Consider the following 16578-nt stretch of genomic DNA (forward strand, 5'->3'; position numbering starts at 1 on the left):
GCGAGAGGCGCGTGACGTCGCTTTTCGGAAACGGCAAAGAAAAAGGCCGTTGCATGTGCAACGGCCTTTTCATGTTTGGTGCCCAGGAGAGGACTCGAACCTCCACGGAGTTACCCGCTAGTACCTGAAACTAGTGCGTCTACCAATTCCGCCACCTGGGCTTGCTGAAGCTGAAATTCTACTGCATTTTTTTGCAGCGAAGTCCTGATCTTCGATTTTTTCTTGAGACTGTGATCGGCCAAGTCATGAAGCCAGGGAGCCACCTTCTTGTGAAGATAGTTCCTCAGTTCACCGCAACCTCTGCAGGTTGTCGTTAAACTTGGTGCCCAGGAGAGGACTCGAACCTCCACGGAGTTACCCGCTAGTACCTGAAACTAGTGCGTCTACCAATTCCGCCACCTGGGCATCTCAGGAAAGATTTAGATTGTATACCAAGAAAATGAACCCTCACGCAAAAAGTGCCGACGCGAACGACGAAATCGGGGGCAGTGTGCAGGGGCACCGCGACGGACATGGTTTCGTCATCCGTGATGACGGCGAAGGCGACATCTTCCTTCCTCCCAATGAAATGCGTGCGGTGCTGCACAAGGACCGTGTCAAGGTTCGCATCGTGCGGCAGGACCGCCGCGGCAGGCCTGAAGGCCGCGTGGTCGAGATCATCGAGCGGCCTGCGCACAACATCATTGGCCGCTTCTTGCAGGAAAGCGGCGTGTATCTGGTCGCTCCCGAAGACAAGCGCTATGGCCAGGACATCCTGATCCCTGCCAACGCGACGGGTTCGGCCAAGATCGGGCAGGTGGTCGTGGTGGAGTTGACCGAGGCGCCTGCACTGTTCGGCCAGCCCGTGGGGCGCATCATTGAAGTGCTCGGTGAGGTCGACGATCCCGGCATGGAGATCGAGATTGCGGTGCGCAAGTACGGCGTGCCCCATGTGTTTTCCGATGCCTGCCTGGCACAGGCCAAGGCCCTGCCGGACAGGGTGCGGCCTGCCGATCGCAAGAATCGCATCGATCTGACCGATGTGCCCCTGGTTACCATCGATGGCGAGGATGCGCGCGACTTCGACGACGCCGTCTACTGCGAGCCTGCCAAGGTCGGGCGCGGCAAGGGCTGGCGCCTGCTGGTGGCGATTGCCGATGTGAGTCACTACGTGACCACGGGCAGTGCCATCGATATCGATGCCTATGACCGTGCCACCAGCGTCTATTTCCCGCGCCGCGTGATCCCCATGCTGCCCGAGAAGCTCAGCAATGGCCTGTGCTCGCTCAATCCCGATGTGGATCGCCTGTGCATGGTCTGCGACATGCTGATCACTGCAAAGGGCGATATCCATGCCTATCAGTTCTACCCCGCGGTGATGCACAGCCATGCGCGCTTCACCTATAACGAGGTGGCTGCCATCCTGGCCAATACGCGTGGCCCGGAGGCTGCCAAGCGCTCCGATCGCGTGGGCGACTTGCTGAATCTGCATGGGGTGTACCAGGCGCTGCTCAAGTCGCGCGAAGCACGCGGCGCCGTGGACTTCGAGACCACGGAGACGCAGATCGTCTGTGACGAGAACGGCCGCATCGAGAAGATCGTGCCGCGCACGCGCAACGAGGCGCACAAGCTGATCGAGGAGGCCATGCTGGCCGCCAACGTCTGCAGCGCGGACTTCATCGAGCACAGCGGCCGCGTTGGCCTGTTCCGCGTGCACGACAAGCCCTCGCTGGAGAAGCAGGACATCCTGCGCAACTACCTCAAGGCCATGGGAGTGGGTATGGCGCTTGGCGAGAATCCGGCCACGTCCGAATTCCAGGCCATTGCCAATGCCACCAAGGATCGGCCTGATGCCCAGCAGATCCACACCATGCTGCTGCGCTCGATGATGCAGGCCTTCTACACGCCTGAAAATTCGGGCCACTTCGGGCTGGCCTTCGATGCCTATACGCACTTCACCAGTCCGATTCGCCGCTATCCCGACTTGCTCGTGCACCGCGTGATCAAGGCCGAGCTTGAAGGCACGCACTATCGCCTGCCCGAGCTGCCCACGCCTGGAGAGGCCGAAGCCAAGTTGGCCAAGCGTCTGGCCTCGCGTGTCAGTGCACCCGGCCAGAAGCCGCGCAAGCGCGCGCCTGCCGCCGAGGTCCAGGCCTGGGAGGCTGCAGGCCTGCACTGCAGCGCGAACGAGCGCCGCGCCGATGAGGCCAGCCGAGATGTCGAGGCCTGGCTCAAGTGCAAGTACATGCGTGAGCATCTGGGGGAGGAGTTCGCAGGCGTGGTCTCTGCGGTCACCACCTTCGGCATCTTCGTCACGCTCGATGCCATGTATGTGGAGGGTCTGGTCCACATCACCGAGCTGGGGGGGGACTACTTCCGCTTTGATGAGGCGCGCCAGGAACTGCGGGGCGAGCGCTCGGGCATTCGCTACGGCATAGGTACGCGGCTGCGCGTTCAGGTCAGCCGTGTGGACCTGGATGGCCGGCGCATCGATTTCCGCCTGGTGCGCGACGGCGAAGAGCAGCCGGCTTCGGGTCGTTCCGGCAGGGCGCCGGCGCGCACGGAAGCCCATCAGGGCGAAAAATGGGGGCGCCGCGACGCCAAGGAAAAGCGTGCGCAGCGTAACTCCGGCGCTGCCGGCGGAGCCCGGTCTGAATCCGATGGCGCGGTGTCTTCCGGCAAGCAGGGGCGCAAGGCGTCCAAGAAGGCCATGGTCAAGGGCGTGAACCTGGCCGCGCTGGAGGCTGAATATGCGAGTGCCCAGTCCCGCCCGGCCGCGCCAGTGCGTCAAAGCGACGTGAGTGAGCCGGCCGTGGTGCCGGGTTCGTCCGCACCTGCGGCACGCGCTTCCCGCAGGGGCAGGGCGGCTGAAGCGCGCAAGTCTGTCGCCGTCGATGCTGACCACGGTCTGCCGCAGTTGCCGCCGCCATCGCCGGTGCAGGCGCTGCGCGCCTTGGGTAAGAAGGCCTTGGGGGCCGTCAAGTCCAAGGTGGCAGGCAAGACATCCAGGCCCCGGCGCAAGCCCTGAGGGCGTCTATTGGCCCAGCCGCTGGGCCAGCGCGCTGGCGCTGAACGGCATTTGCGCGGGCCATTGGTCTGCCGCATGGCCGTGGCGCCAGGCCGCCAGTGTTGCGGCCTGCGCGGAGTCCAGCCCTTGCGCCCATAGCGCGGCAATCAGCCCGGCGAGAACATCTCCGGTTCCTCCGGTGGACAGCCGGGCGTTGCCTGTGGGGTTGATCCAGCAGGGCGGCGATGCATTGCCGTCGCCCTGCGGTCCGGCGATCACGGTGCCCGAGCCCTTCAGCAACGCCGTGCAGTTGAATTGGAGCGCCAGTTGCCTGGCTGCTGAAAGTCGCTGGGCCTGGACCTGGGCAGTGCTCATTTTCAGCAGGCGGGCGGCCTCCAGCGGGTGCGGTGTCAGCACCGTGTGCTGGCTGCGTCGGCTGCGTTCTTTCAGAAGCAGGGCCAGCGACTCATCTTCGGCAACCGCGTTCAGTGCGTCTGCGTCCAGTACCAGCCTGGGCGCCTGATCCAGAATTTGGGGCAGCCAGGCGCGCACCGCCATGCCGCCGCCACATCCGCACACGACAGTGGCGCCGCGCCAGTCTTGTGCTTCGGGGCTGCGCAACATGATTTCGGGCCAGGGGGAGATAGCCTGGCCTGACCCGTGCGAGGCATCGAGCAGTGCCAGCATCACGCGTCCCGCCCCGCCGTGCAAGGCTGCCAGTGCGGCCAGCCAGGCGGCGCCGGTCATGGACAGGCCGCGGTGTTCCAGCCCCTCTCCGCCCAGAATGGCCACGTCGCCAAAGCTCCCCTTATGGCTGGCATGCGGACGCGGGGCGCGGGCTTCCGGGGAGAAAAGTTGTGCGCACGGTGAGATGGCGAAGGGTGGCGCGCTGCTTGCCAGTCCTGTGTCCAGATCGCCCCACCATATCTGGCCGCAGGCGTCGCGGCCGCTTCCTGTGAACAGGCCGGGATGCAGTGTCAGCAGAGCCAGCGTATGCCGTGCGCTGACCGGGAGGTTCATGGGCTCGAATCCAGGCAGGTATTGCCCGGTGTCGGCATCCAGGCCGGATGCGATGTCCACGCAAAGGACGGGGCTGATGCCGGACTGCAGGCTGCGCAGCAGCGGCAGCAATCGGTCATCTTTTCGGGTGGGTGGGCTTGCCGTGTCGGGTCGGCGCAGGCCGATGCCGAGCAAGGCATCAATGCACAGATCCTGAGGCCCCATGTCAGGGGGCATGTGGGCGATCCATTGCACGCCGGCCTTGTGGGCCGCATCCCATGCGGCACGCGCGTCGGCGGGCATGCGGTCGCGTTCGCGCACGCAGCTGACCAGGATGCGGCAATTGCAGGATCGTGCCGGCATCGTGTTCAGGTGCTGTTGAAGCCAGGCGGCTGCCTGCAAGCCGTCTCCGCCGTTGTTCCCAGGGCCGCAGGCGATCCAGATGCGGCGGGCGTGAGGGGCGATGGCGCGTGCCAGGCGTGCCAGCCCCATGCCTGCGCGCTGCATGAGGCAGTGTTCGGGCAGTCGGGCCGCGGCCTGCTGTTCCAGGGTGCGTGTGGCCACTGTATCGAACAGTGGCAATGCGGTGGATGTGGGAATGCGCAGCATAGCCTGAGCATAGCCGCCAGCCGCAGGGCGGGGTGTCCGCAGCGGTCAGCCGAAGCGGCGCGGATCCAGCAATGCGCTGTCCAGGAAACTGGTGCGGTTGTCCATCAGGTCGCTCAGCATGCTGGCGCAGCCTTGGGCAATGGCAGCACCACAGCTGCCATGGCCCAGGTTGAGCCAGATGCCGGGCAAACCGCTGGCGCCCAGCAACGGCAGTCCATCGGCTGTGCACATGCGTGTGCCATGCCAGATCTGAACGCCCGAGGTCAGCACGGCGCTGCCGGGAAAGACCATGTTGAGTCGGTGGTACATGCGCTGCAGCGTGGCCTCGTGCATGGGGCCGTGGCTGCCCAGTTCAGCGCCGGCCACGACCCGCATGCGCTGGCCAAGGCGCACCAGGGTCATCTGCTCGCTCCAGTCGACGATGGCGTGGCGGGGCGCGTAGCCTTGTTCGCGCAGCGGAGCACTGATGCCATAGCCGCGCAGGGCGATCATGGGCAGGCGCAGGCTCAGCGGCGCGAGCAGGTTTGCGGCCTCGGCGCCAGCGCAGACGACGATGGCATCGTGCGACCGGGGCGTGTCTTCGCCTTGCAGCTGCAGGCGAGCGGTGCGCCCAGCGCCGCCGGGCTGCAGTCGCTGCACAAGGCGTTGCGTCTCGAATCGTGCTCCTGTGGACTGTGCGGCCTGCCTTTGCATCAGCGTGGCCAGGCGGCCGTTGGCGGCGCCAGCCTGCGGGAAATACAAGGAGCCTGCGAGTGCGGTCTCCTCGCCCAGCGCGGGCTCACGCAGGCGGGTCTGGGCGGCATCCAGTGCCTCGCAGCGCGTGCCGGCCTCGGCCAGCGCTGCAAGTGCAGGTTTCAGTTGCTCATGGTCGGCCTCGCTGCCCAGCAGCACCAGGCTGCCGGAGACATATTCCGGGTCCAGCTCCCACTGCCGCCACAGCGATTGCTGGAACTGCTGGCTGCGCTGGGTGAGTGTCTCCAGTGCCGCCATCGTGGCTGTGGGTTCGCCGGCTTTGCGCAGGCGCCGCCCAGCCTGGCGCCATTGCCATAGCCAGCGCAGCTGGGCTGCGAGGTTTCCGGAGCCGGGGCGTGGCAAAGCCTGCCGGCCGGGAAGCGTGGGTGAGCGTTCTATGGTGGAGAGGCCGGGGACGCTCCACGGTTGGAGCAGACTGGGGCCCAGCCAGCCGGCATGTCCGAAGCTGGCTTCCTCGGCCACCGTGCCATGGCGCTCGTAGACGGTGACCTCGTGCCCGACCTGGGCCAGTGCGTGGGCTGTCGCAACGCCAATGCTGCCGGCGCCCACAATCGCGATGTTCATTTTGGGGTGGAATCTGCTGAAGTGCCTGAATTATCAAGCGGATGTAGCTATCACTACAGGAGTGTGTGGCGGATGCGGCAGCCGTGGCTATGCGGGGTGTGAGCGCGCGTTGGGTGCGAAGCCTCAGTCTTGGGATGGCGTATGCTAGAATCTTGCGGCTTTGCTAGGGGTTCACCCTGATTTTCTTCGGAATTGCCGGAGATCAGGTGATGGCTTTGGGGTGCGAGGTGTTCGTCATGAATGCCTGCCCATGCTTGCAACCCCCGTTGCAAAGTCAATCGCAAACCAGTCCCTTCAAGGTGTTGCTTCCTGTATACAGGGGGCAATTGTCGGGCTGGATTTTAGACCTAACCTTTGAGGTATTCATATGTCCGTCACTATGCGCGATATGCTGGAAGCAGGCGTCCACTTCGGTCACCAGACCCGTTTCTGGAACCCCAAGATGGCCCCCTTCATCTTCGGCCACCGCAACAAGATCCACATCATCAACCTGGAAAAGTCGCTGCCGATGTTCCAGGACGCCCAGAAGTTCGTGAAGCAGCTGGCTTCCAACGGCGGCACCATCCTGATGGTCGGCACCAAGCGCCAGGCCCGCGAGCTGGTGGCTGCCGAAGCCCAGCGCGCTGGCGTTCCTTTCGTTGACCAGCGCTGGCTGGGCGGCATGCTGACCAACTTCAAGACCGTCAAGACGTCCATCAAGCGTCTGAAGGAAATGAAGGCCCAGCAGGAAGCCGGTCTGGAAGCCATGAGCAAGAAGGAACAGCTGATGTTCGTTCGCGAACTGGAAAAGCTGGAAAAGGACATCGGCGGCATTCAGGACATGAACAGCCTGCCCGACGCCATCTTCGTGATCGACGTGGGCTTCCACAAGATTGCCGTGGCCGAAGCCAAGAAGCTGGGCATCCCCCTGGTCGGCGTGGTTGACTCCAACCACAATCCCGAAGGCATCGACTATGTCATCCCCGGTAACGACGACTCTGCCAAGGCCGTGCAACTGTACGCCCAAGGCATCGCCGACGCGATCCTGGAAGGCCGTGCTGCTGCACTGACCGACGTGGTCAAGGCCGCATCCGGCGAGAGCGGTGACGAGTTCGTGGAAGTGGAAGAATCCGCTGCCTGATTGAGCTTGTCCGGCTGAGCGACCTCGTCGCCGAATAAAAAGCGGGGCTCAGGGTAGCCCCGTTTTTTTAAGCCGAAATCCTGTAACGAATCGAACTGACATTGGAGAAATACGATGGCTGCAATTACCGCAAGCATGGTGGCTGAACTGCGCGCAAAGACTGACGCGCCCATGATGGAGTGCAAGAAGGCTCTGACCGAAGCCGAAGGCGACCTGGTCAAGGCGGAAGAGCTGCTGCGCGTCAAGCTCGGCACCAAGGCTGGCAAGGCTGCCTCGCGCGTGACCGCCGAAGGCGTGATCGCCGCCTTCATCAATGGCAACCAGGGTGCCATGATCGAAGTCAACAGCGAAACCGACTTCGTGTCCAAGAACGACAGCTTCATCGCGATGGCCAACGCCGCCGCCAAGCTGGTCGCCGAGCAAAACCCCGCCGACGTGGCCGCGCTGAGCGCACTGGCCTATGAGCAGGACGGCTTCGGTCCCACGCTGGAAGACGTGCGCAAGGGCCTGATCGGCAAGATCGGCGAAAACATGTCCTTCCGCCGCTTCAAGCGCTTCGAAGGCTCCAGCCTGGCTTCCTACCTGCACGGCTCGCGCATCGGCGTGGTCGTCGAGTTCGACGGCGATGCCACGGCTGCCAAGGATGTCGCCATGCACGTGGCCGCCATGAAGCCCGTGTCCGTGACCAGCGCCGACGTGCCCGCCGAGCTGATCGAGAAGGAGCGTACCGTTGCTGCCGCCAAGGCTGCCGAGTCCGGCAAGCCTGCCGACATCGTCGCCAAGATGGTCGAAGGCTCGGTGCAGAAGTACCTGAAGGAAGTCTCGCTGGCCGACCAGGTCTTCGTGAAGGCTGCCGACGGCAAGCAGACCGTGGCCCAGATGCTCAAGGCCGCCAACACCAACGTCAAGGGCTTCACCCTGTACGTGGTCGGCGAAGGCATTGAAAAGAAGGTCGACGACTTCGCTGCCGAAGTGGCTGCCCAGGTGGCTGCCGCCAAGGCCGGCGCCTGATCCTTCCGGGCGACCGAACCGTTCCCTTCACCATCCATCATCATCCACCACTTCGGAGAAACACCATGACCCACGCCACACCGGCCCACAAGCGCATCCTGCTCAAGCTGTCCGGTGAGGCACTCATGGGGGATGACTCGTTCGGCATCAACCGTGCGACCATCGAGCGCATGGTTTCCGAAATTGCCGAGGTCACCAAGGTTGGTGTCCAGGTGGCGGTGGTGATCGGTGGGGGGAACATCTTTCGCGGCGTGGCTGGCGGCTCGGTCGGCATGGACCGTGCCACCGCCGACTACATGGGCATGCTGGCCACGGTCATGAATGCCCTGGCCCTGGCCGATGCCATGGACAAGCAGGGGCTGACAGCCCGCGTGATGTCGGCCATTGCCATCGAGCAGGTCGTGGAGCCCTATGTGCGCCCCAAGGCCCTGCAGTACCTCGAGGAGGGCAAGGTGGTGGTGTTCGCTGCCGGCACCGGCAACCCGTTCTTCACGACCGACACGGCCGCCGCGCTGCGTGGCGCTGAAATCGGCGCCGAGGTGGTGCTCAAGGCCACCAAGGTCGACGGTGTCTACACCGACGACCCGATGAAGAACCCCGACGCGACCCGCTACCACAAGCTGGCTTTCGACGAGGCCATCTCGCGCAACCTGGGCATCATGGACGCCACCGCCTTTGCGCTGTGCCGCGATCAGAAGCTGCCGATCCGGGTGTTCTCCATCGTCAAGCCCGGCGCGCTCAAGCGCGTGGTCATGGGCGAGGACGAGGGCACGCTGGTGTACGCTTGAGCGTTTTGATACCGCGTTACACAGCTCTTCAAGGAACAAGAACATGACGATTGCAGACATCAAGAAGACCACCGAGTCCAAGATGGGCCAGTCCATCGAAGCGCTCAAGAACAATCTTGCGCGCGTGCGCACCGGTCGTGCCAATCCATCGCTGCTGGACTCCATCCATGTGGAGTACTACGGCTCCATGGTGCCGCTGTCCCAGGTGGCCAACGTCACCCTGCTTGACGCGCGCACCATCAGCGTCCAGCCCTGGGAAAAGAGCATGTCGGCCAAGGTGGAGAAGGCCATCCGCGAAAGCGATCTGGGCCTGAACCCCGCCTCGCTGGGCGACCTGATCCGCGTGCCCATGCCTCCCATGAGCGAGGAGCGCCGCAAGGAAATGACCAAGCTGGCGCGCAATGAAGGCGAAGCTTCCAAGGTCGCCGTGCGCAACCTGCGCCGCGATGCCAACGAAGCCGTCAAGAAGCTGGTCAAGGACAAGGAAGCCTCGGAAGACGATCAAAAGCGTTGCGAAGCCGATGTCCAGAAGATGACCGACAAGCACATCGCCGAGATCGATACGCTGGTGGCGGCCAAGGAACAAGACATCATGGCGGTCTGAGGCTTCTTGCCTCATTTGCCTCAGGGTCCGTACCTTTGACCAAACAAGACTCCGGCGCGGTGCCGCGCCATATTGCCGTCATCATGGACGGCAATGGACGCTGGGCCAATCGCCGCTTTCTGCCGCGACTGGCCGGCCACAAGCAGGGCGTGGAATCACTGCGCCGCTGCGCCCGCGCCTGCGTCCAGCGCGGCGTGCAGGTCCTGACCGTCTTCGCTTTCTCTTCCGAGAACTGGAACCGTCCCGAAGAGGAGGTTTCCGGTCTCATGGGCCTGCTGGCCAATGCGCTTGCCAAGGAAGTGCAGCAACTGAGCCGCGACGGCGTGCGCCTGCATTTCATCGGTGACCGCAGTGGCCTGGGCGATAAAGTGTGCGCGGGCCTTGCGCAGGCCGAGACCGTCACTGCGCACAACAATCGCCTGGTTCTCAACGTCTGCTTCAACTACGGCGGACGCTGGGACATTGCACAGGCAGCTGCCCGGCTGGCAGAGAAGGGCGAGCCCATCACCCCACAGAGCCTGGACCGCGCGCTCGCGCTGGCCCATGTGCCCGACCCGGATCTGCTGATCCGTACCGGCGGGGAAATGCGCATCAGCAACTTCCTGCTGTGGCAGGCTGCGTATTCCGAGCTTTTCTTCAGTGACAGCTTGTGGCCTGATTTCGATGAGGCCTGCCTGGACGAGGCCATCGCGGCTTTCGCTTCACGCGAGCGGCGCTTCGGCCAGACTTCCGCGCAAGTACAACAATCACAACCGACGTCGTCCCATCCGCAGACGTCCTGAACAAGGGGGAGCCATGCTCAAGCAGCGAGTCATCACCGCCCTGATCCTGCTGGCCATCCTGTTGCCTGCGCTGTTCTACCCCACGGGCATTCCGTTCGCCGTGGTCGTGCTCGTGCTCATGGCGGCAGGTGCCTGGGAATGGGGGCGTCTCAACGGCTTTGGCACCGCGGGCGCCATCGGCATAGGCGCCATCTGCACGGCGATGTGCCTGGGCGCCTGGGCTGCCGGCTGGCTGGAGCGTCCGCTGTCAGCGCTCTGGATTGTTGCCGGTGCTGCCTGGGTGCTGGGTGGCGGGGCGCTGCTGCGTGCCGGCGTGGCTGGCTGGCCTCGCATTGCAGCGCCTGTGCGCCTGGTCGGTGGAGTGCTTGCCTTGTGGCTGGCCTGGGTCGCCGTGGTGCAGGCGCGCATGATGGGCATCAACTTCCTGCTGTCGGTGCTGGTGCTGGTCTGGGTGGCCGATGTGTTCGCGTATTTCGCAGGACGGACCCTGGGCCTGAAATTCACCAAATCCAAGCTGGCTCCCACGATCAGCCCCGGCAAGAGCTGGGAAGGCGTATGGGGCGGCATGGCAGGCGTTCTGGTGCTGGCCTTGGTCTGGGTCTGGGCCGACCGCCACTACGCGGTGGCCGTGCCCAGTTTCTATTCATTGCTGCTGGCGCGCGGGGCCTGGTTCCTGCTGCTGGCGGTTGTTTTCATGGCCGCGATGAGCGTGGTCGGCGACCTGGTCGAATCCCTGGTCAAGCGCAGCGTCGGCGTCAAGGACAGCAGTGGCCTGCTACCCGGTCATGGCGGCGTCCTCGACCGCGTCGATGCCCTGCTGCCGACCCTGCCGCTGGCCCTGATGCTTTCCTCTTTCGCGCATTCATGAAGCAGAAAATCACCGTCCTGGGCTCCACAGGCTCCATCGGTACCAATACGCTGGATGTGGTGGCGCGCCACCGCGATCACTACGAAGTCTTTGCGCTCAGCGCGGCCACGCAGGTGGACCTGATGCTGCGCCAGTGTGCCGAATTCAAGCCCCGCTACGCCGTCATGGCCAGCGCGCCGCATGCAAGGCTGCTGGCTGAGCAGTTGCGCAGCAATGGATTGGCCACCGAAGTGCTGCAGTCGCCTGACGCGCTGGAGCAGATCGCCTCGCATCCTGAAGCCGATGCCGTCATGGCGGCCATCGTCGGTGCGGCGGGCCTGGCGCCTTGCCTGGCCGCCGCACGCGCCGGCAAGCGCCTGCTGCTGGCCAACAAGGAGGCGCTGGTGGTTGGCGGTGCACTGTTCATGGACACCGTCAAGCGCCACGGCGCAACGCTGCTGCCCATTGACAGTGAGCACTCGGCCATCTTCCAGTGCCTGCCCGAAGACCGCACCAGTTGGCCCGATCGCGTGGACAGTCTGCTGCTCACAGCCTCGGGCGGGCCTTTTCGCCTGCGCGATCCGTCCACCCTGTCCGGGATCACGCCGGAGCAGGCCTGCGCGCACCCGAATTTCTCCATGGGGCGCAAGATCTCCGTGGACTCGGCCACCATGATGAACAAGGCGCTGGAGGTGATCGAGGCCCGCTGGCTGTTCGACATGGCGCCTGACAAGATCAAGGTCGTCATCCATCCGCAGCAGATCGTGCACTCCATGGTGCAGTTCAAGGATGCTTCGGTGCTCGCGCAACTGGGTACGCCCGACATGCGCGTGCCCATCGCCTGCGGCCTGGCCTGGCCCCGCCGCATCGCCAGCGGTGCGGCACCCCTGGATTTCGCCAAGCTGTCGGCCCTGACCTTCGAGGAGGCGGATGCCGTGCGCTTTCCGGGCCTGCACCTTTCCTGGCAGGCGCTGCACGCCAGCGAGGGAACCACGGCGGTTCTCAACGCTTCCAACGAAGTCGCCGTTGCCGCCTTCCTGGAGCGGCGCCTGGCATTTGACCGTATCCACGCTGTGAATTTGCGCACGCTCGAGACCGTGCTGCCGCCTACACTGGGCAGCCTGGAAGACCTGCTGGCCCTGGACGCGCAGGCGCGCGAAATCGCGCAGACCGTGGCGCGGCAGTGGCAGCTGTGATGCCGGCTTCGCAGGTCAGGAGGGTTTTCTTGATGGGCCTGCGGCGGAATCCAGAGGCGCATTGGATTCAAAGGAGTATCAATTGTTGCTGACCGTTGTCGCATTCGTGGTCGCACTGGGCTTGCTGATTGCCGTGCATGAGTGGGGCCACTACCGCGTCGCCGTGGCTTGCGGCGTGAAGGTGCTTCGCTTTTCCGTCGGATTCGGCCGCCCCATCCTGCGATGGAAGCGCAAGGGTTCGGACACGGAATTTGTCATCGGTGCACTGCCCCTTGGCGGCTATGTGCGCATGCTCGATGAGCGTGAGGGCGAGGTGCCTGCCGACCAGCGCCATCTGGCATTCAACACCCAGCCGCTGCGTGCGCGTGCAGCCATCGTGGCCGCAGGTCCTGTGGCCAATCTCGTGCTGGCCATTGCGCTGCTGGCCATCGTCAATTGGGTCGGCATGCAGGAGCCTGTTGCACGGCTGGCAACACCGCCAGCAGGCACGGTGCTGCAGATGGCGGGTGTTCAAGGCGGCGATCGTGTGCTGCGCATGGCTTTGGGTGACCAGGAATGGGAAGAGGTCCGCTCCATCAATGATCTGCGCTGGACGCTGACCCGTGCAGCGCTCGATGACGAGTCCGTGCGCATGGAGGTGCTCCAGGCTCGCCGCACCGCCCCGTCCGAACTGCGGCTCGCGCTGGCTGGGCAGGTTCAGGGCGAGCCCGATGCCGCCTTCTTCGAGCGCCTGGGCTTGCTTGGTCCTTGGACGCAGCCTGTGCTGGACAAGGTGATTGCCGGTGGTGCCGCCGAGAAGGCGGGCCTGCGCCCGGGCGATCTGGTTTTGCGCGTGGGTGGCACCTCGGTGGACGATGGCACGCAGCTGCGCAATCTCATCCGCAAGATGGGCGCATCGGGCCAGGTCCAGCAGCAGATCTGGCTGGTGGAGCGCGAGGGGCGGCAGTTGCAGATCCCGGTGCTGCCCGACCTGGGCCGATCGGAAGACGGCAAGGAAAGCATCGCCCGCATCGGCGCCTATATCGGCAGCGCCCCGGAAATGGCGCTGGTGCAGCGCGGTCCGCTGGAGGGCCTGTGGGCCGGCGTGCAGCGCACCTGGGAGCTGTCGTCGCTGACACTGCGCATGATGGGCCGCATGGTGATCGGCGAGGCCTCGCTCAAGAACATCAGCGGGCCCCTGACCATTGCCGACTACGCGGGGCGTTCGGCCAGCATGGGCCTGGTCCAATATCTCTCGTTCCTGGCGCTGATCAGCATCAGCCTGGGGGTTCTCAACTTGCTCCCCCTGCCGGTGCTCGATGGTGGGCACCTGATGTATTATCTTTGGGAGGGCGTGACTGGCCGAAGCGTGTCGGAAGTCTGGGCCGGACGCTTGCAGCGTGCAGGCGTGGCGGTTTTGATGATGATGATGTCCGTCGCCTTTTTCAACGATATCAACCGGCTTTGGGGCTAACTTTTCAGCCGTTTTCGGCAAGCCGCAGCGGCGGCAAATCCATTCATGACTAAACGTATCAATCGCCTGGGCGTGCGCGCTGCATCGACCCTGGCTGCCATGGTTTTGGCTGCCAATGCAGCCTGGGCACTGGAGCCCTTCCGCGTACAGGACATCCGCATCGAAGGTCTTCAGCGCGTGGAGCCGGGCACGGTCTTCGCTTCCATCCCCCTGCGCGTCGGTGACCAGTATGACGACGACAAGGGTGCAGCCGCCATCCGCTCGCTGTTCGCATTGGGCCTGTTCAAGGACATCCGCCTGGAAGCCAACGGCAACGTGCTCGTTGTCGTGGTCGAAGAACGCCCGACCATCGCCGAAGTGAACTTCGCCGGCACCAAGGAATTCGACAAGGAAACCCTGCAAAAGGCCATGCGCGATGTGGGCCTGGCCGAGGGGCGTCCGTTCGACAAGGCACTTGCCGACCGCGCGGAGCAGGAGCTCAAGCGCCAGTACATCAACCGCAGCCTGTATGGCGCCGAAGTCGTCACGACGGTCACGCCCATCGAGCGCAACCGCGTTAACCTGACCTTCACGGTGACCGAAGGTGATCCCGCCCGTATCAACGAGATCCATATCGTCGGTAACAAGGCCTTCAGCGAATCCACGCTCAAGGACCTTTTTGACCAGGACACCGGCAACTGGATGAGCTGGTACACCAAGTCGGACCGCTATGCGCGCAACAAGCTCAACGCCGACCTGGAAACGCTGCGCTCCTACTACCTGCAGCGTGGCTACCTGGAATTCCGCGTGGACTCCACCCAGGTGGCGATCTCGCCCGACAAGCAGACCATCTCGCTGACCCTGAACATCCATGAAGGCGAGCGTTTCGTGGTCTCCGGCGTCAAACTGGAAGGCAACTACCTGGACCGCGACGACGAATTCAAGTCCCTGGTCAAGATCAAGCCCGGCGAGCCCTACAACGCCGATCAGGTCACGGCAACGACCAAGGCCTTCACCGAGCACTTCGGCAACTTCGGCTTTGCCTTCGCGCGCGTCGAGGCCGTGCCGGACATCGACCGTGCGACCAACCGGGTGGCCCTGGTGCTACACGCCGAGCCTTCTCGCCGCGCCTATGTGCGACGCATCAATCTCAGCGGCAACAACCGCACGCGCGACGAAGTGATCCGCCGCGAATTCCGCCAGTACGAGGCTTCCTGGTACGACGGCGACAAGATTCGCCTGTCGCGCGACCGGGTGGACCGTCTGGGCTTCTTCACCGAAGTCAACGTCGAAACCCAGGAAGTGCCGGGTTCGCCTGATCAGGTGGATCTGGTCATCTCGGTGGCTGAAAAGCCCACCGGCTCGCTGCAGCTGGGCGCTGGTTTTTCCAGCGCTGAAAAGGTTTCGCTGTCCTTCGGCATCAAGCAGGAAAACGTGTTCGGTTCAGGCAACTACCTGGGCGTGGACGTGAACACCAGCAAGTATCGCCGCACCATGGTGCTGTCGACCACGGACCCGTACTTCACGGACACCGGCATCTCGCGCACCTACGACCTGTACTACCGCACTGACCGTCCCTACTACGACGATGCGGCCTACAAGATCGTCACCTCGGGCGGCAGCGTCCGCTTTGGCGTTCCCTTCAGCGAGATCGACACCGTTTACTTCGGCGGCGGCGTTGAACGCTCCGAAATCAAGCCCGGCACCTACCTGCCCCAGGCGTACAAGGACTATGCCGACAAGTACGGCTACTCCAACACGGGCATACCGCTGACCCTGGGCTGGTCGCGCGACAGCCGCGACAGCGCGCTGGCGCCCAACTCCGGTCTCTACCAGCGCCTGAACACCGAATGGTCGGTGGGTGGCGAGGCCCGGTATGTGCGAGCCAACTACCAGATCCAGCAGTACATCCCGCTGAGCAAGAAGTACACGCTGGCACTGAACGGTGAACTGGGCTACGGCAAGGGCCTCAATGGCCGTCCGTTCCCGCTGTTCAAGAACTTCTTCTCGGGTGGCCTGGGCTCGGTGCGTGGCTTCGAGCAGGGCTCGCTGGGTCCGCGCGACACCAAGGAAAACCTGGCGCTTGGCGGCTCCAAGAAGGTGACATTGAACGCCGAGTTCATGGTTCCGTTCCCTGGTGCCGGCAATGACAGGACTTTGCGTCTTTTTACATTCCTCGATGTGGGCAATGTCTACGGAGCCAACGAGAACTTCGATCTCGGGGAGCTGCGGGCATCCACGGGCCTGGGCATCAGCTGGATTTCCCCGCTGGGTCCCCTGCGCCTGGCCTTTGCTCAACCCATCCGCAAGCAGACCGGGGATAAAATCCAGCGACTGCAATTCCAAATCGGAACCTCTTTCTAATGAAATCTCTATCTAGCCATTTTTCCCTGGCTGTGCTGCTTGGCGCCATGGCCGTTTCCGCGCACGCCCAGGAGTTCAAGGCCGGCTTTGTGAATACGGATCGCATCTTCCGTGAAGCATCGACTGCCAAGGCTGCGCAGTCCAAGCTGGAGCAGGAATTCTCCAAGCGTGAGAAGGAACTGATTGACCAGGGCAACTCGCTCAAGAGCGCTTCGGAGAAGTTCGAGCGTGAAGCTCCCACCATGGCCGAAAGCCAGCGCGTCTCGCGCCAGCGCCAGCTGGTGGATCAGGACCGCGAGTTCCAGCGCAAGCGCCGTGAGTTCCAGGAAGACCTGAACTCCCGCAAGAACGAAGAACTGGCCCAGGTGCTGGAACGCGCCAACAAGGTGGTCAAGCAAGTGGCCGAATCCGAGAAGTACGACGTCATCCTTCAGGAAGCCGTCTACATCAACCCCAAGTACGACATCACTGACAAGGTGATCAAGGCGCTGAACGGCGGCGGCAAGTAAGCCAGCTGTCCAGG

The 16578-nt window shown here is 63.8% G+C and carries 13 protein-coding genes and 2 tRNA genes; 11 read left to right on the forward strand and 4 right to left on the reverse strand.

The window, feature by feature from the left end; translation table 11 throughout:
• Positions 1-76 precede the first annotated feature (76 nt).
• Together ACF8NF_RS17950 and ACF8NF_RS17955 are read right to left on the reverse strand one after the other, a co-directional pair.
• Positions 77-161 (reverse strand) — tRNA-Leu (locus tag ACF8NF_RS17950).
• A gap of 159 nt (positions 162-320) precedes the next feature.
• Positions 321-405: transfer RNA gene (locus tag ACF8NF_RS17955), tRNA-Leu, on the reverse strand.
• Between the two features lie 34 nt (positions 406-439).
• On the opposite strand from ACF8NF_RS17955, the gene rnr reads away from it, so the two are divergent.
• Positions 440-3007, forward strand: coding sequence for a ribonuclease R (gene rnr, locus ACF8NF_RS17960; protein ID WP_392451002.1), 2568 nt, complete (start codon positions 440-442; stop codon positions 3005-3007).
• A gap of 6 nt (positions 3008-3013) precedes the next feature.
• Here rnr and ACF8NF_RS17965 read toward each other — a convergent pair whose 3' ends face one another.
• Both ACF8NF_RS17965 and ACF8NF_RS17970 read right to left on the reverse strand, forming a co-directional pair.
• Positions 3014-4594: an NAD(P)H-hydrate dehydratase gene (locus ACF8NF_RS17965; RefSeq protein ID WP_392451003.1), complete on the reverse strand. Its 1581-nt coding sequence runs from the start codon at positions 4592-4594 to the stop codon at positions 3014-3016.
• Between the two features lie 45 nt (positions 4595-4639).
• Positions 4640-5911 carry an FAD-dependent oxidoreductase gene (locus tag ACF8NF_RS17970; RefSeq protein WP_212646539.1) on the reverse strand — a complete coding sequence of 424 codons (1272 nt, stop codon included), beginning with the start codon at positions 5909-5911 and terminating at the stop codon, positions 4640-4642.
• Positions 5912-6278: 367 nt separating this feature from the next.
• Between ACF8NF_RS17970 and rpsB the strand changes: the two genes are divergently transcribed.
• The 10 genes from rpsB (at position 6279) to ACF8NF_RS18020 (ending at position 16564) form a co-directional block, all read left to right on the forward strand.
• Positions 6279-7031: a 30S ribosomal protein S2 gene (gene rpsB / locus ACF8NF_RS17975; RefSeq protein WP_016447490.1), complete on the forward strand. Its 753-nt coding sequence runs from the start codon at positions 6279-6281 to the stop codon at positions 7029-7031.
• Between the two features lie 114 nt (positions 7032-7145).
• Entirely contained in the window at positions 7146-8042 is an 897-nt protein-coding gene (gene tsf / locus ACF8NF_RS17980; protein ID WP_016447489.1) for a translation elongation factor Ts, read from the forward strand.
• Between the two features lie 65 nt (positions 8043-8107).
• Positions 8108-8830, forward strand: coding sequence for a UMP kinase (pyrH, locus tag ACF8NF_RS17985; RefSeq protein ID WP_016447488.1), 723 nt, complete (start codon positions 8108-8110; stop codon positions 8828-8830).
• A gap of 43 nt (positions 8831-8873) precedes the next feature.
• Complete coding sequence (gene frr / locus ACF8NF_RS17990; protein ID WP_016447487.1) at positions 8874-9434, forward strand: ribosome recycling factor; 561 nt, start codon at positions 8874-8876, stop codon at positions 9432-9434.
• Positions 9435-9469: 35 nt separating this feature from the next.
• Complete coding sequence (gene uppS, locus ACF8NF_RS17995; RefSeq protein WP_016447486.1) at positions 9470-10216, forward strand: polyprenyl diphosphate synthase; 747 nt, start codon at positions 9470-9472, stop codon at positions 10214-10216.
• Positions 10217-10229: 13 nt separating this feature from the next.
• On the forward strand, positions 10230-11084 hold the full coding sequence (locus tag ACF8NF_RS18000) for a phosphatidate cytidylyltransferase (RefSeq protein ID WP_034365565.1): 855 nt from the start codon (positions 10230-10232) through the stop codon (positions 11082-11084).
• Positions 11081-12259, forward strand: coding sequence for a 1-deoxy-D-xylulose-5-phosphate reductoisomerase (gene ispC, locus ACF8NF_RS18005; RefSeq protein WP_212646540.1), 1179 nt, complete (start codon positions 11081-11083; stop codon positions 12257-12259). Before ACF8NF_RS18000 ends, ispC begins: the two co-directional genes overlap by 4 nt.
• 82 nt (positions 12260-12341) lie before the next feature.
• Positions 12342-13712, forward strand: a complete 1371-nt coding sequence (rseP, locus tag ACF8NF_RS18010; RefSeq protein ID WP_047470468.1) for an RIP metalloprotease RseP — start codon at positions 12342-12344, stop codon at positions 13710-13712.
• A gap of 45 nt (positions 13713-13757) precedes the next feature.
• Entirely contained in the window at positions 13758-16055 is a 2298-nt protein-coding gene (gene bamA / locus ACF8NF_RS18015; RefSeq protein ID WP_016447482.1) for an outer membrane protein assembly factor BamA, read from the forward strand.
• The gene (locus tag ACF8NF_RS18020; RefSeq protein WP_016447481.1) at positions 16055-16564 is read left to right on the forward strand and encodes an OmpH family outer membrane protein; all 510 of its coding nucleotides are present in this window, start codon (positions 16055-16057) and stop codon (positions 16562-16564) included. The genes bamA and ACF8NF_RS18020 overlap by 1 nt, the downstream gene beginning before the upstream one ends.
• Positions 16565-16578 lie beyond the last annotated feature (14 nt).

Origin of the sequence: Delftia sp. WSY_22, assembly GCF_043104185.1 — a bacterium.
GTDB lineage: Bacteria > Pseudomonadota > Gammaproteobacteria > Burkholderiales > Burkholderiaceae_C > Comamonas > Comamonas tsuruhatensis.

What these genes read in the sequence shown, in the direction of transcription:
- rnr (WP_392451002.1), top strand. Translation starts at nt 440, where the DNA reads ATGAACCCTCACGCAAAAAGTGCCGACGCGAACGACGAAATCGGGGGC.
- ACF8NF_RS18000 (WP_034365565.1), top strand. Translation starts at nt 10,230, where the DNA reads ATGCTCAAGCAGCGAGTCATCACCGCCCTGATCCTGCTGGCCATCCTG.
- frr (WP_016447487.1), top strand. Translation starts at nt 8,874, where the DNA reads ATGACGATTGCAGACATCAAGAAGACCACCGAGTCCAAGATGGGCCAG.
- rpsB (WP_016447490.1), top strand. Translation starts at nt 6,279, where the DNA reads ATGTCCGTCACTATGCGCGATATGCTGGAAGCAGGCGTCCACTTCGGT.
- ACF8NF_RS17965 (WP_392451003.1), bottom strand. Translation starts at nt 4,594, where the DNA reads ATGCTGCGCATTCCCACATCCACCGCATTGCCACTGTTCGATACAGTG.
- ACF8NF_RS17970 (WP_212646539.1), bottom strand. Translation starts at nt 5,911, where the DNA reads ATGAACATCGCGATTGTGGGCGCCGGCAGCATTGGCGTTGCGACAGCC.
- ACF8NF_RS18020 (WP_016447481.1), top strand. Translation starts at nt 16,055, where the DNA reads ATGAAATCTCTATCTAGCCATTTTTCCCTGGCTGTGCTGCTTGGCGCC.
- bamA (WP_016447482.1), top strand. Translation starts at nt 13,758, where the DNA reads ATGACTAAACGTATCAATCGCCTGGGCGTGCGCGCTGCATCGACCCTG.
- tsf (WP_016447489.1), top strand. Translation starts at nt 7,146, where the DNA reads ATGGCTGCAATTACCGCAAGCATGGTGGCTGAACTGCGCGCAAAGACT.
- pyrH (WP_016447488.1), top strand. Translation starts at nt 8,108, where the DNA reads ATGACCCACGCCACACCGGCCCACAAGCGCATCCTGCTCAAGCTGTCC.
- ispC (WP_212646540.1), top strand. Translation starts at nt 11,081, where the DNA reads ATGAAGCAGAAAATCACCGTCCTGGGCTCCACAGGCTCCATCGGTACC.